Annotated in this window: 16 protein-coding genes; 11 read left to right on the top strand and 5 right to left on the bottom strand. The window is 35.9% G+C overall.

The genetic code is table 11. The features are described 5' to 3' along the window. The first annotated feature begins 76 nt into the window (after positions 1-76). The 10 genes from LQ203_RS06465 (at position 77) to LQ203_RS06420 (ending at position 8,552) form a co-directional block, all read left to right on the top strand. Positions 77-931 (top strand): ABC transporter permease subunit, encoded by an 855-nt coding sequence (locus tag LQ203_RS06465; RefSeq protein WP_230156687.1) that lies wholly within the window; start codon positions 77-79, stop codon positions 929-931. Then, entirely contained in the window at positions 928-1,800 is an 873-nt protein-coding gene (locus LQ203_RS06460; protein ID WP_230156685.1) for an ABC transporter permease subunit, read from the top strand. Before LQ203_RS06465 ends, LQ203_RS06460 begins: the two co-directional genes overlap by 4 nt. Beyond that, complete coding sequence (locus LQ203_RS06455; RefSeq protein WP_230156683.1) at positions 1,800-2,813, top strand: ABC transporter ATP-binding protein; 1,014 nt, start codon at positions 1,800-1,802, stop codon at positions 2,811-2,813. The genes LQ203_RS06460 and LQ203_RS06455 overlap by 1 nt, the downstream gene beginning before the upstream one ends. A gap of 27 nt (positions 2,814-2,840) precedes the next feature. After that, positions 2,841-3,623 carry a DeoR/GlpR family DNA-binding transcription regulator gene (locus LQ203_RS06450; protein WP_230156681.1) on the top strand — a complete coding sequence of 261 codons (783 nt, stop codon included), beginning with the start codon at positions 2,841-2,843 and terminating at the stop codon, positions 3,621-3,623. Positions 3,624-3,754: 131 nt separating this feature from the next. Next, positions 3,755-4,627 (top strand): Cof-type HAD-IIB family hydrolase, encoded by an 873-nt coding sequence (locus LQ203_RS06445; protein WP_230156679.1) that lies wholly within the window; start codon positions 3,755-3,757, stop codon positions 4,625-4,627. A 29-nt stretch (positions 4,628-4,656) separates the two neighbouring features. Beyond that, the gene (locus LQ203_RS06440) at positions 4,657-4,986 is read left to right on the top strand and encodes a multidrug efflux SMR transporter (RefSeq protein WP_230156678.1); all 330 of its coding nucleotides are present in this window, start codon (positions 4,657-4,659) and stop codon (positions 4,984-4,986) included. A gap of 40 nt (positions 4,987-5,026) precedes the next feature. Then, the gene (locus LQ203_RS06435) at positions 5,027-5,347 is read left to right on the top strand and encodes a multidrug efflux SMR transporter (RefSeq protein WP_230156675.1); all 321 of its coding nucleotides are present in this window, start codon (positions 5,027-5,029) and stop codon (positions 5,345-5,347) included. Positions 5,348-5,963: 616 nt separating this feature from the next. After that, positions 5,964-7,184 carry a M20 family metallopeptidase gene (locus LQ203_RS06430; protein WP_230156673.1) on the top strand — a complete coding sequence of 407 codons (1,221 nt, stop codon included), beginning with the start codon at positions 5,964-5,966 and terminating at the stop codon, positions 7,182-7,184. Positions 7,185-7,262: 78 nt separating this feature from the next. Further along, positions 7,263-8,087, top strand: a complete 825-nt coding sequence (locus LQ203_RS06425; protein ID WP_230156670.1) for a DUF3100 domain-containing protein — start codon at positions 7,263-7,265, stop codon at positions 8,085-8,087. A gap of 21 nt (positions 8,088-8,108) precedes the next feature. Next, positions 8,109-8,552 carry a hypothetical protein gene (locus tag LQ203_RS06420; RefSeq protein WP_230156668.1) on the top strand — a complete coding sequence of 148 codons (444 nt, stop codon included), beginning with the start codon at positions 8,109-8,111 and terminating at the stop codon, positions 8,550-8,552. A 518-nt stretch (positions 8,553-9,070) separates the two neighbouring features. Here the strand turns inward: LQ203_RS06420 and LQ203_RS06415 are convergent. The 5 genes from LQ203_RS06415 to LQ203_RS06395 all read right to left on the bottom strand — a co-directional run bounded on the left by LQ203_RS06415 (position 9,071) and on the right by LQ203_RS06395 (position 13,108). Further along, a complete protein-coding gene (locus LQ203_RS06415) occupies positions 9,071-9,697 on the bottom strand; it encodes a LysE family translocator (protein WP_230156666.1) in 627 nt (208 codons plus the stop codon). 21 nt (positions 9,698-9,718) lie between these two features. Next, a complete protein-coding gene (locus LQ203_RS06410) occupies positions 9,719-10,609 on the bottom strand; it encodes a DMT family transporter (RefSeq protein WP_230156664.1) in 891 nt (296 codons plus the stop codon). A 305-nt stretch (positions 10,610-10,914) separates the two neighbouring features. Continuing rightward, the gene (locus LQ203_RS06405) at positions 10,915-11,232 is read right to left on the bottom strand and encodes a hypothetical protein (RefSeq protein ID WP_230156662.1); all 318 of its coding nucleotides are present in this window, start codon (positions 11,230-11,232) and stop codon (positions 10,915-10,917) included. Between the two features lie 20 nt (positions 11,233-11,252). Then, complete coding sequence (locus LQ203_RS06400) at positions 11,253-11,567, bottom strand: hypothetical protein (protein WP_230156661.1); 315 nt, start codon at positions 11,565-11,567, stop codon at positions 11,253-11,255. A 158-nt stretch (positions 11,568-11,725) separates the two neighbouring features. Continuing rightward, entirely contained in the window at positions 11,726-13,108 is a 1,383-nt protein-coding gene (locus tag LQ203_RS06395; RefSeq protein WP_230156660.1) for a PLP-dependent aminotransferase family protein, read from the bottom strand. 448 nt (positions 13,109-13,556) lie between these two features. On the opposite strand from LQ203_RS06395, the gene LQ203_RS06390 reads away from it, so the two are divergent. After that, a complete protein-coding gene (locus LQ203_RS06390; RefSeq protein WP_230156659.1) occupies positions 13,557-14,876 on the top strand; it encodes a transcriptional regulator in 1,320 nt (439 codons plus the stop codon). Positions 14,877-14,881: the final 5 nt, after the last annotated feature.

The raw sequence follows: 14,881 nt of genomic DNA, 5'->3' as shown, positions 1-14,881 counted from the left end.
TGACGGGAATTGGTTTAACGAACGTACTGTTAAACCAATTCCTAAATTGTTAAAGAACAAAGAGGAGCGAGAAGTCTTGCGAAAAATAAAAAAACAAAAAATTTACTTATTAGCTCTTTTACTGCCATTTATTATGTTTGTGATTGGATTTGAAATAGGCCCATTAGTGGCAATGATTAAAAATAGTTTTTATGCAGACGATGGAATTCAAGTTGCGATTGATCAATATATCACCATATTTAAAAGTGAATTTTACTTACAAGCCATTCAAAATAGCCTTGTCATTTCTTTGTTTTCTGCTGTAACTTCTGTGATTATAGCAGTCATTGCAGCCTATTCGATTACAAAGTTCTCACAAAAAATACAAAATCGCTTACTGATGATTGCCAATATGACGTCGAACTTTGAGGGGATTCCCCTTTCATTTTCATTTATTATTTTACTTGGAAACAATGGGTTGTTTACGTTGCTTTTTTCAAAGATTGGTGGGGATGTGTTTGCGGATTTTAATTTATATTCATGGACAGGCCTCATTCTTGTTTATATATATTTTCAAATTCCGCTTGCTATTATGCTCATCTACCCGTCTTATCAAGGAATTAAGAAACAATGGAAAGAAGCTTCTTCATTATTAGGAGGGTCAACATTATCATTTTGGCTTCACATTGGGATTCCAGTTCTTTTACCTAGTATTGTAGGTACATTCAGTATTTTGTTTGCTAATTCGATGGGAGCTTACGCTACAGCCTATGCATTAGTAGGCAGCAACTATAACTTATTGTCATTGCAAATTGCCTCTCTAGTTGCTAGTGACGTTGCATTAAAGCCGCAGCTAGGTAGTGCGATGGGAGTTCTTCTAGCAGCGACAATGATAGGGGCGATGTGGTTCAATGAACGAATGATGCGCCGCATAAGGAGGGATTTACGATGAAATCTTCATTGACTTTTCATAAAGTGATTGTTGGGTTACTAGTTATGTATTTATTAATTCCGCTTGTAGGAACATTTTTATTCTCGATTGCCGGTAAATGGGATCATACCATTTTACCTGAGAGTTATACAATGGATTGGTATATTGAATTATTTCAAGATGAACGGTTTTATGATGCTTTTCGACGAACGCTGTTTTTAATTGTCATGTCTGTAGGTCTTAGTGTTGTTATTATGCTTCCGACTATCTTTATCATCACGGTATATTTCAGTAAATGGGAAGGATTACTTCAAGCAGCAGCTATGCTTCCTTATGGAATTCCTCCCATTGTTGGAGCTGTAGGATTAATCAAGGTATATTCAGATGGACCGATTCAAATTGCCGGAACACCTTGGATTTTAATCGGTGCCTATTTCATAACGATTCTGCCATTTATGTATCAAGGTATTCGTAGCAGTCTTCGTACGATTAATGCTGTGCAGCTTGTTGATGCAGCTGAATTACTCGGTGCTACAAAATTCCAGTCGTTTCGCACAGTGGTGTTTCCAAATATTATATCTGGTATTTTAGTGTCTACCTTATTATCAGTCGCTCTTTTATTTAGTGAGTTTGCTTTTGCTAATTTGCTTGTCGGGGGCCGATTTGAAACCATTCAAATTTATCTTGCCGACAAACTAAACAGTAGTGGTCACTTAACAAGTGCAATTGTTATTACCTATTATTCAATGATTTTACTTTTAACGGGGATTGTATTAAAACTTACGTTTAGAAACGAAAAAAATCCTGTCGGGTCAAATAAGAAGCGAATTCTTTCATTTTTTAAAAAAAAATACTGTAATAAAAATACTGCTATAGAAGGTGAAAAGTAATGAGTTATGTAACCATCAATCAAGTGACCAAGGGGTATGAAAATCAAGTCGTTCTAAATGACATTTCTTTAACATTAAAAAAAGGAGAATTTGCTACACTTCTTGGGCAAAGCGGATGCGGGAAAAGTACATTATTACGTTCCATTGCGGGGCTTGAAGGTGTTGATGTAGGAAGAATCTTAATTGATGGACATGATATTACTAATTTATCACCGCGTCAGCGTGAAGTCGGTATGGTATTTCAGTCTTATGCACTTTTCCCGAATATGACCGTTTTTGACAATATCGCGTACGGCCTTAAAATGAAGAAGGTGAAAAATGTTAAATCAAAAGTAAAAAATATGATTGATATGGTTGATTTAATAGGAAAAGAAGAGTCGTTTCCTCATCAGTTATCTGGTGGACAACAGCAGAGGGTTGCTCTTGCCCGTGCGCTTGTCATGGAGCCAAAAGTACTGCTTTTGGATGAGCCGTTAAGCGCATTGGATGCTAAAATTAGAAAAAGTTTGCAAAAAGAATTAAAGAGAATACAGAAAGAATTAGATATTACAACAATTTTTGTTACTCATGATCAGGAAGAAGCAATGACGATGTCTGATCGAATTTTTGTCATGAATAAAGGAAAAGTTGTACAATCCGGTTCTCCATCAGAAATTTATACTTCTCCAGTCAATACATTTGTTGCAAAATTTATCGGAAATTATAATGTTTGTAATATGGAAGTTTTCCATAAACTTGTTCGCAGCACAGAATTAAAAGGGAATGAAGTCGCCATTCGTCCTGAAGTTTTACAATTAGTTTCTGTTGGTGAGGATAGCTTGGATATACAAGAGAACTGGGGAATTAAAGGGTTTATTAAAGATGTTTCTATGACAGGGAATGTTTTAAGATATGAAGTAGAAACAGAGGAGTCCGCTTTCCTTGTAGATTATCTTCACCACCGAGGGGAAATGTTTGAGCAAGGAGCACGTGTTCAAATTCTTGTACCGAAGAAAGAATGCATTATTTTATAAATTATTAATGATCACGGGGGAAGAAATATGTCTGTTTTGCCAGAAGAAAGAAAGAATGAAATTTTAAAAGAACTTAACAAAATGGGAAAAGTAAAAGTAATGGAATTAGTTAATCAATTTAATGTTTCAGAGGAAACGATTCGACGCGATTTGATGATATTAGAAGAAAAAGGACTTTTAAAGAGGGTTTACGGTGGAGCGATTAAAACAGTCTTTGAATTTGAGGAGCCTCCATTTACACAGCGTACAACGGTGAATCAAGAAGCGAAAATTAAGGTTGGGAAAAAAGCAGTAGAACTCATTTCTAACGGAGATGTGATTGCCATTGATGTAGGGACAACCATGCTTGAATTTGCGCAGTGTATCGAAAATAAAATAGACATTACGATTTTAACCAATTCTCTTCCTGTGTCGTCTGTGTTAACCGAATTGCTCAATGAAAATAAGTTTACAGGACAAATTCTATTACTAGGAGGACAAATTGATCCAAAGCATCAATCTATAAGCGGCGGTCTCACTGAACAAATGTTAAATCAATTTAATATTGATAAAGCGTTCATTTCAGCTGGTGGTGTTTCTATTCAAAGTGGGGTTAGTAATTATCATTTACATGAAACATTAGTTTCACGCAAGATGGTCGAGGTATCAAAGCAAGTTATATTGCTAACGGATTACTCTAAAATTGGTGTCGACACATTTAGTAAAGTTTGTCCTCTAGAAAAAGTCGATGTGATTGTCTGCGAGCAACCATTTCCAGAGGAATGGAGAAATCATTCGAAATTAGAGGAGATCAATTGGATTCAAGCATAGTCAATCCATAAAAGGACATATCGAGCTGGATGAGGGAGTTCTCTCTCTTTTTGATTGGATTTTTATTGATAGCAGGTATAAAAGCTAGAAAGAGAATTTAATAGATAGAATGAGAAAAGGGGCTATATAGCATGAGTTTCATTGCGATAGATTTAGACGGAACATTATTAAACGACCAGAATGAAATTAGTGAAGAAAATATAAAGGCGATTCAATATGCCCAAGATAGAGGCTTTGAAGTAGTTATTTCAACAGGACGGGCTTATTTTGACGTTCAAACAATTTGTGAAAAAGCCGGGATTTCCCCATTTGTAATCGGGACAAATGGCGCAACTATTCATTCCAAAAGTGGAAAGTGCATTTCTTCTATTACGATAACTAAAGATCGTGTCGAAGCTATTCTCCAATGGTTAGATGAACGGAATTATTATTACGAAGTGTTTACTGATAAAGCCATTTATACTCTTAAAAAGGGAAGAGAGCATTTCCATAATGAGATTAAAAGTTTGAAAAGCGCCGATTTGAATACAGATATGAAAGAATTAGTTGAAGTAGCGGAAAGGCAATTTGACCAGTTTGGATATGTTTTAGTTGAAAACTATCATGATATCTTAAAACAGGAGGAAGAATTCTATAACATATTAGCATGTTCTTTTGATAAAAAGAAATTAGAGGAAGCATGGAACCAATTCAAACAGTTTGATGAGTTGATGGTTGTTTCATCTGCTGATCACAACATTGAAATGACTAGTAAAAGAGCTTCAAAAGGAATGGCCCTTGAAAAATTGGCTTCCTTGCTGAATGGCTCCCTAGATCAGGCTATGGCAATCGGGGACAGCAACAATGATTTATCCATGTTCCAGAAAGTTGGATACAGCGTAGCGATGGGAAATGCGAAAGATGTCATAAAAGCTGTTTGTACAACGACAACCCTTAAAAATGATGAGAATGGGGTAGCTTATGCGATTTATCGATATATGGATACCTTCGTGGTTCAAAAATAAGTGTCAACGCCGAAGGAGAGAGCGATAAAATGGCATGGATATATATCATAATGGCGGGGCTTTTGGAAATCGTCTGGGTAATCGGTCTTAAATATTCACACGGATTCACCAAAATTATACCTAGTATAGTAACGGTAGTTATTATAATCTTTAGTTTCTTTTTACTTTCAAAAGCTTTACATTCAATTCCCTTAGGAACTGGTTACTCCATTTTTACTGGATTGGGAACGGTGGGAACGGTAGTAATTGGGATGCTTTTTTTGGGAGAGACCATTAATCCACTGAAAGTATTTTTTATGGCTTTAATGATATTAGGGATAATTGGAATAAAAATCAACCCAGCACAACCAAAACATTAAAGGAAATGAAATGATTTATTTAAGGTTAGGGGGTGATTCAATGGCTTGGTTTTTTCTTCTTATTGCCGGATTTGCCGAGATTGGTAGTGTTATAAGCCTGAAACGTGCAAACGGGTTTAAAAAATTGCTTCCCTCTGTAGCTTGTCTTTTTTTGGGGAGTTTAAGCTTTTATTTTCTATCTTTGTCATTAACTTCAATTCCAGTGGGGACTGCATATGCAATATGGACCAGTATTGGCTCTGTTGGAAGTGTTTTAGCAGGAATGATCTTCTTTAATGAACCTAGAAGTTTAAGATTAACCCTATTTATGATGTGTATTATTGCAGGGGCTGTAGGCATTAAAATGACTTCTGGACATTAAGGTCAGGTTTTTTTACATGGAAATAAGTAGATAAAGAAAAAGGTATTACCTATGGAGGAGAAGGGTGATGAAAACTATTCAAGATTAAAGAATGATGCATACTGATCTAGATCTAGATCTTCACTTAAATAAACGCTTCGACCTCCATTCGCATGACCATTTACAACTGCCATAATCTCTACTTCCATTTTTGTATTTTTCATAATTCAACATACAGGTGCGATACTTCAATAACGTAGTGTCGCTTTTTTATGATCTTCTGCTAAAGTCGTGCACTTCCTCAAAAAGCAAACACTTTCCTATGATTGATGGATCGGTTTCATAGTTTTCCTTATCTTGTGCAAATCCGGCCCTCAAGACTATTGTTCCTCGAACATCTTGGCTCTTTGTTCTTCTTCTGGAACACTCGCTAATAGAGAATAATATTTTTTTGTATTTTCAATATTTACAGTCAATATTTGAAATGGTAGTATAACAATATCTATTAAGAATTTTCAAATAATAAGGTTTTTTCGAAACAATCATTTTTTTATTATAATGAAAGTTTTTCAAACTGAAATATTATTATTATAGTTAGAATATTTTGTATTTAATTTTCTTTAGGGGATGAATGATGATGAGTATCAAAAAAATGTCAAATTCAATAAAGTCAACTGAAATAGTAGAGCAAACATCTGGAATATATGAAGAAGCTGTGAGATTAAGAAGAATGATCCATGAAAATCCTGAACTTGGATTTGAAGAGCATAAAACGGCTGAAATAATTGCGAATTATTTAAAAGAGCTTGGAATAGAAGTGACAACCGGAGTAGCTAAGACAGGAGTAGTGGGTATTCTTCATGGAGATAAAGAGGGGCCTGTGCTTGCTTTACGAGCGGATATTGATGCTTTACCTATTCAGGAGAAAACAGATGTAAGCTACAAATCAAAAAATCCTGGAGTTATGCATGCTTGCGGACATGATATGCATACCGCCATGTTACTATCTGCCGCTAATATTTTGTCTCAAAATAAGCATCATATTTCGGGTACAATAAAATTCATTTTCCAACCTGCTGAAGAGATGAAAGGCGGAGGAATAATGATGGTTGAAGAAGGTGTGTTAAGCAACCCTCCCGTTGACCATGCTTTTGCTTTTCATGTTTGGCCTGAACTAGCTACTGGAACATATGGTTTTAGAAATGGTGCGATAATGGCAAGTATGGATTCTTTTGATGTTGTATTAAAAGGTAAACAAGGTCACGGGGCAGCACCGCATCAAGGAGTAGATGCTATTGTGGGTGCTGCTCATGTTGTAACAGCGCTACAAACAATTGTTAGCAGAGAAACAGATCCAGTAGATTCTGCTGTTATAACAATCGGAACAATTGAAGCAGGGGATGGCTATAATATTATTCCTGAAAAAGCAAGTTTTAAAGGAACTGTACGAACACTTAATGCGAACACTCGGAAGGAAGTGGCTGCAAGTATTCAACGAATTATCGAAGGAGTGGCTTCCGCACTTAAATTAGAAGTTGAAATAAACTATAACTTTACAGTGGGGTATCCTGTTACAATGAATGATCCAAAATTTAATGAACATGCTGCTGCTATTGCTACTGATTTATTTGGAGAAAACTCAGTGCAGTGGTTGACTAAACCAAGTATGGCAAGTGAAGATTTTGCTTTCTATTTAGAAAAAGTCCCGGGTACATTTGTCTTCTTAGGAGTAGGAGAAAACCCAGAGGATCCGATGAAGCTGCATAGTGACGTATTTTTACCGGATGAAAAAGCGATGATCCAAGGGATTTCCCTTATCGTAGGACTAGCTATAAATACGACTGAAATAATTCAATAAATTTAAAAATACTAAGCAAAAATAGTGTTGGTTTTCCTTTTAGAATCAGCATAATTTGTAGAAAAGGAGTGTAATAAAGTGGAAGGAAATTCTCTGCGTAATTGGAAAATTCATTTATTTGTTTTGATATTAGTTTGTGTTACAGAATTTATTGGCGTAAAAACGTTTAACATTGGGATTGGAGCCATTGCATTATTTCCAATGTTGTATGCATTAATTATCGGAGCCATTATTAGTTTACCTTCTTTAAAAATTTTAAAAATGAAGGAAATGAATGTAGCGGCCAATATTTTAGGAATTTCATTCATGCTTTTTGTAGCCAAATTGGGAATGTTAATGGGGCCTTCATTGCCGAAGATATTTGATGCTGGGATTTCTTTAGGATTACAAGAAGTGGGACATTTCGCAGGGACAATCCTATTAGGTTTACCAATTGCTTTATTACTTGGAATGAAAAGAGAAGCAGTCGGTGCTACTTTTTCAATCGATAGAGAACCTAACTTAGCCATTATTGCTGAAAAATATGGCTCGGATTCACCAGAAGGACGGGGAGCACTAGGCGTATATGTTTGTGGTACTTTGTTTGGGGCTTTATATCTGTCAGTGTTAGCAAGCTTTTTGGCTCAAACTGGTTGGTTTCATCCAATTTCACTAGCCATGGGTGCGGGTGTAGGTTCAGGTAGTATGATGGCTGCCATGTCAGGAGCATTAGCTGTTATATTCCCAGAATCCGCAAAGGATATCGCAGTTTTTGCTGGTGCTGCTAACTTAATTACAACAATTTTAGGAACGTATATATGTGTATTCTTTTCTCTTCCTTTAACAAACTATTTATACAAAAAATTTGAGCCTATTTTAGGGCGAAAGTCAAAAAAAGATCAAATGAAAAATATTGGAGCATAGGACATAAAGGGGAGAATTTATATGAAAGATAAAATATTGACTTTTATAATTATTGGTATAATAGCTATTATGGGAAATTGGGTTGGATACGATGTTTCACCAATTGACGCCTTACCAGGTATGATGATTATTGTTGCTGTAACGATATTAGGGTTCTTTTTCGCAAAAATCTCCCCTATTAAACTACCAATTGTTGTTTGGGTTTCTATGTTAGCCTTATTGGTTACAACTCCGATTTTTCCAGGAAACGCATCAATCATTAAAGTAACAGAACAAGTTAATTTTATGGCCTTGGCAACACCTATTTTGGCTTATGCTGGCCTTTCTTTCGGGAAAGATTTGAAAGAATTTAAAAAATTAGGATGGCGTATAGTTGTTATCTCTCTAGTTGTATATACAGGAACATTTTTACTATCAACTCTAGTTGCAGAAATTGGTTTTAGATTAAGTGGTAAATTCCATTAAGTTTTTGTGATCGTGCTACTCGTATTTAACTTAAAACCAAGGAAACGAAACATTGAAAGAGCTTATGGCGACTATAGAACGAATAATGAAGGTGTCTACGCTGTATTTGATGTCAAAAGAGCAGCACAGTTTTACCTTAATTTTAATAGCTTAATAAAATGTCTGATTCTAATCTTGGAATCGGGCATTTTTTATGCCAGGAAGGCATTAATTTCCCCAGTAAGAACTGAAGTAATAGGTTACTTGGATTGGTATCTTGTTTCATATTATGGAGAGTTAGATGAAACATTATAAAGAGAAAGTGCTAATTAAATATATATAAAGGTATCTACACATCATAGAAGTGTAAAAGGTTATCCAATTCAGACATTTGATGATAGTAGGTCAAGAGAAAGAAGAGATTCATAATGATATCTTATCCTTCTTAGAAAGTTTTGAATGCTGATACCCTAAATGTAAAAGAGAAATAATCAACCATATATTAGATTGATTATTTCTCAAATTAATAAATATCACCGTTATTTTTCTAAGAATAACCTTGCACCGAATACTAACAATACTGTACCCGTAATACCTTCTATAGCTCTATTAACACTCTCTCTTTTTAAGTACATTCTTAGCTGTCGTATTAGTACGATATAGAGTAAGTACCAAATACCTGTAAGTGATGTAAAAGTGAGTCCAAATAAAAGAAACTGGAAAAAGTGACTTTGATTATCTAAAATAAATTGGGGTAAGAAGCTCAGAAAAAAAACGGTTGTTTTCGGGTTGAAAATGCTTGTAATAAATCCTTGTCTAAAACATTTTGCTGTACCACTTACATTAGTTTTTATACCTTCTATATCTGATGTGATAGCTCTTTTTGATAAAGCATTTTTAATTGATTTGATTGCTAGATAAATTAAATAAGCTGCTCCAGCATATTTAATAATAGAAAATAGCATAGCTGATTTCATCAGGATAGCAGAAAGTCCTAATGTTGCCATTAGTGTATGAATTATCATTCCAGAAACTGTACCTAAAACTGTTTTGAAGCCTCCCTCTCTCCCATGTGAAAGGGTATTCTTTGTTACTAATGCAAAGCCTGGACCAGGCATTATAATGATTAGAATGGCTGTAAAGATAAAGAGTAAATAATTCTCCATTTTAAAAACCTTCTTCCTTACTTATTGATTAAAATCATTTTTTATAATAGCCCTTCTTATAGATTTATTTTCGCTAACAAATGTTGAACCTAAAAGCAATGTACCACCAAGCATTTGAACAAATGTCATTTGCTCTTGCAAGATAACAGCAGAAATTAGTATAGCTACAAATGGATCTACATAGCTTAGCATAGCAATACTCTGTCCCTTTAACTTTTGCATACCTGAGAAAAATAACCAAAATCCAATACCAGTGTTAACAATCCCTAACAGTATTATAAAGGGAATGGATGATCTTGGTACTTCCAAGATACTAAATCCCTCAGTAAAAAGCACATATGGTAAGAGAAGTAAAGAAGTTGTTCCAAGTTGGATGATTGTAATCGCTAACTTGGCCATGTTTTGAATAAATTTGTTTAATAACATTAATGCAGCGTAAAATGCAGCTGCAACTAATCCAAATAAGATCCCAAGCAGATCACCTTTTCCAGATGCACTTATGCCATTTCCAACAATCAATAACATACCTAATATCGCAACACCAATACAAACAATCTTTTTGATAGGTAATTGTTCCTTAAGGATAATTGGTGAGAGAATCATGACAAACACAGGTGCAAAGTAATACCCTAATGTTGCGTTAGTGATGGTTGTATAATCGTAAGATTGATAGAGAAAAATCCAATTCCCTCCTAATGCAATACTAGAAAGAAATAAGATGGAAGCATTAGCTTTCACCAATTTCCACGAAATGGATTGTTTCATCATAAAAAATACGAACATTAAAAATAGACATCCGATTGAACTACTTAGTAAAGCTGTTTCACTCGAAGATAAATCAATGTATCTTTGAACTAAACCAATCGTACCAAAGATTATCATGGATAATATAAACTGAATGTTAGATTTCATCGTCTACTCCTTCGAATCTGCGAAACAGCTTATATTCCGCAGATTCTTAATCTGTTTTAAATATAAGCTTATTCAGTACTGATTTAACAAATCGAGTAAACGGTGGTGGCGGTGATGTTGAAAATGGCTTCCAAGTATTTAAGTTTGTATTTGATGATGGCATCATAATTCCCCCTATTTCTATTAATGGATTTTGATAGTGACAAGTAAAGCATTCCTTCATATAGCGCTGCAAAGACAGAAGCTAGGTTGCCTCGTCATACTTAAGAAGATATTGTTACTTTCTTTAATTCATGATGCAAGACCTAACCAATACGTTTTATACCTTCCCTAATTTGTTCTTTCGTTGTATTCGAGTAATTTTGCCGCAAGGTGTTCTTTTGTGTACCATTTGGAAAAAATGGAATACCAGGAACAATAGCCACATTATTTTTCAAGCACTCCACAAAGATTTTACTTGGATCAACAGAAGCAAGAAGCTCTACCCAAATAAATAACCCGCCTTCCGGCTTGCTGTAGGAGATATTCTCAGGGGAAAATTGATCGATGCAGGCAAACTTTAAAGGCATTGACCGCAGCCAGGTATGTGGGGCTTTCGCAAATGATGGTATCCCCTTCGTCAAGAAAGAGCCTTCCTGTCAGGTCAATAGCCTGCTGGGAACCTGACGTAATCAAGATTTGCTGTAAATGCGCTTGAATACCCGATCGCATCCATCCGCTTAATGATCGCGTTTCTAAGCGGGATATATCCTTCTGTTGTACTGTATTGAAGGGGAGTAGGGCCATCTTCTTTAAGAACGGCTTCACATGCCACATGTAGTTCCTCTACCGGAAACAGTTCCGGAGCCGGGAAACCTCCTGCAAAAGAAATCACTTCTGGCCTTTCTGTGACCTTGAAGATTTCACGCGTTTCAGAAGATTTAACCAAACTAGCTCTCTTCGCAAATTGATTTCGCATGTCTAAATGCTCCTTTTAATCATAATGTTTAACGATCATTAGCTGTTTCGCTTTTTTTACTGTATCGATGCACGATATCCTCCTACTAAATTTGAATTATCATAACACGCATAAAAAAACCATACAATATTATAATTGTATGGCAAACAATATTCCTTTCACGTTTCAATTATTTTTTTTAGTATAATAAGCGCTTTTTCAAGTTCTGCTCTCGTTTCTGGCGCACAAATCGCTAAACGCACGGCATTTGCCGGTGCAACATTACCTACCGCAAATCGCCCACCACTATAAACTTGTACCCCCTGTGCTTCAGCTACTTGTTCAAATTGGTCCCCTGTAAAATGGTTCGGCAAATGTAACCAGCGAAACATCCCTGTTTCTCCGCCTAAACAATTTTCCTTATCTAAATAATGATTGACCAATTGATTGCGAGCTTTAGTTTCCTCTTTATGAAGTGCAACAATGTTTTCAAACTGACCCGATACAATTGCTCGTGCTGCTAACTCCGCAAATAGTGGCGATACGGAAATATTTAAGTTATAAAGAGCTTTACGAATAGCATCCAGGAAGTTGAAAGGTACAGTCAAATAAGCAAGACGGAGTCCATGTGCCATCGATTTCGATAAACTCGCGACATAAATCGTTTGCCCAGGAGCATATGTTGCTACGGGCGGCAATACTTTATCTTGGAATAAATGAAACATTCCATTTTCAATAATAAATAAATTATACTTTATGGCAATCTCCGCAATAGCCTTGCGAGTTTCAACACTCATTGTATACGTCATCGGATTTTGGTAATCCGGAATAATATATAAGCCTTTAATGTTTTCATTTTTGCATGCATAAAGAAGTGCTTCCGGACTCATTTCATCAGTTTCTGACCGAATCGGTACAAGCTGGATGCCCAGCATCGCGGCAGCTGTCTTTAAGCCTGGATATGTATGGTGATCGACACCAATCCGGTCTCCATGCTGACAAAGACCTGCAAGTGTTGCAGTGATGGCATTTTGTCCGCCATTAGCCAGTAAGATATGCTCTCTAGTCGTTTCAAGACCGACATATTTTAATAATTTGACGCCTGCATCTTTTTGCCAAATTGAATCACCTGGCCGGCTGTACCCAAACCATCTCGCACCATCGGGTTCTTGTAACATGGATTGCAGTAAGTCATGTAAAGGTCCATATGATACACGATCTGATAGCAGTGCGCCCATTTCAATTAAATGTTTTGGCCTTTCTTCTGAAAGCAAGTATGCGTTCGAAATCGCATCATATGAAACATAAGTGCCACTACCAATGGTTGCACTAATCAGTCCTTTTAACTCAGCTAATTTAAATGATTTTGAGATTGTACTTAGATTCACATCCAAATAGTCTGCTAATTCTCTTTGCGGTGGAAGTTTTGTGCCTGGAACTAAGCGTCCCTCTTTAATGTCACATTCTAACTGCTTAGCTAATGCCTGATAAATCGGTCTATCTTCTCGATTTAATGTCGGCTTCCATGTCATTGCATAATCTTCAAACGAATTAATAGGCACAATCCTCATCCTTTTTTCACACAATTATAAAATTGTATGGCAACAAATTCAAATCCATAAATTACTTTAAGCATTCTTACTCAATCGAGCGCGATTGTGTAAGAATAATGTAATGTCCTTTAATGTATCTATATTTTAAGAATTTAGGTCTTGATAAACAATGATATGTGGCAAATAGACATGCTTTCTCCAATATCGCCCAATTAACGTATGATATGAATAATAGATCCAAAAGGGTCCAGGTCTATTAATGAACTGAACGTACGTAAATATAGTATCCTCTGGTGGAAATGGAATGGAGAAAGGTCAAATAAATAACTGACTGCTCAAAAAAACGTATTTTCGGTCCATTAACAGACATTTACTTTTAATATTTAGGTAGTTAAAGTTATAAACAATAATAAAAACTTACTATTCAGTATTATTTGAAAATAAAGGTGGAGGATGAATGAATACAAAAGTATTAGTTATAGGTCCTATTGATTTAGTAGAACTAGTGATTTCCATCGGCCAATCATACTCCGACATTACCTTGTTACCTGCTCCTTACAATCATGAACAGGAAACAATGAATGTGATTAATAAAAGAGTCGACGAGGCGGATGTTTTATTCTTTTTAGGCATTATCCCATATCAAATAGCAAAGAATCAAAATATTACTAAGCCAATGGTTTTTATTCCATCGACAGGCACATCTTTATATCGGACTCTTTTTAAGATTATTACAGAAACTACTTTTAATCCAATAAAAGCACCGTTGAGGATCAGCATAGACACATTACCAAATAGAGAAGTAAAAGAATGTCTTGAGGATTTAGAAATATATCCTGAAAAGATATTTCTTAAAACCGGTCAAAAAGCCGATGAATTGGTCCATTTTCATTATGAACTGTGGAAGAATAAGCAAACACAAGTGGCCGTTACGTGTGTTAATTCCGTATACGAATCGTTAAAAGGGCTAGGGGTGCTAGTATTTAGGGTTCTCCCTACTATGTCTGCAATTCGAAGTAGTCTGAATAATGTTCTTTTAGAGGGGAAGGCCTTGCTTCAAAGCGATACACAAATTGCCATCGGAATCCTCCATTTTAATAATTTGCTTTCTTCTATAAATAAGCCCTTATCAGAATATGGAGAACAGCGTAAAAAGGCTGAACTGCAAAACCTCCTTATAGATTTTTGCGAAGAGGCCCAGGCTATTTTTGACTGGTCAGAACGAGATGTAGTTCGATTTATAACCACACGTGGCGCCATTGAAAGTACGACCCAAAAATATAAAAAAGCTCCGTTATTAGATGAGATAGCCATGAAAATTGGTGTAGAGACCACCATCGGGATTGGGTTTGGACATACAGCAAACGAAGCAGAAGTGAGTGCTCGTAAGGCACTTATGAAAGCCAAAGTGAATAAACCGAGCTGTTTTGTGGTTGACATGGATGGAACCGTATTTGGTCCTGTCGGAAAAGATGGGAGATTGAAATATTCCTTGCGGAGTGATGACCCAAAACTAATGAATTTAGCAAAAACAGCTGGACTCAGTATTGCAACCATAAACAAATTACTTTCCTTTTGTGAGTGCTTCGGCAATAAAAGCATCACAGCAAATGATCTTGCTAACGGACTAGGTTTAACCATTAGGAGTGCAAGGAGAATCCTGAATACTCTTGAGAATACGAATCTAGCTGTCATCGTTGGTGAGGAACAGCCCATACACCGGGGGAGACCAAGACAGCTGTATGAATTTCAATTTTTTAAGGAGTCAGTCAGATAGGATTT

Origin of the sequence: Peribacillus sp. Bi96, assembly GCF_918698115.1 — a bacterium.
Taxonomy (GTDB): Bacteria; Bacillota; Bacilli; order Bacillales; family DSM-1321; genus Peribacillus.
Note: the sequence above shows the minus strand (reverse complement) of the source record. Positions and strands in the feature narration are given on the sequence as shown.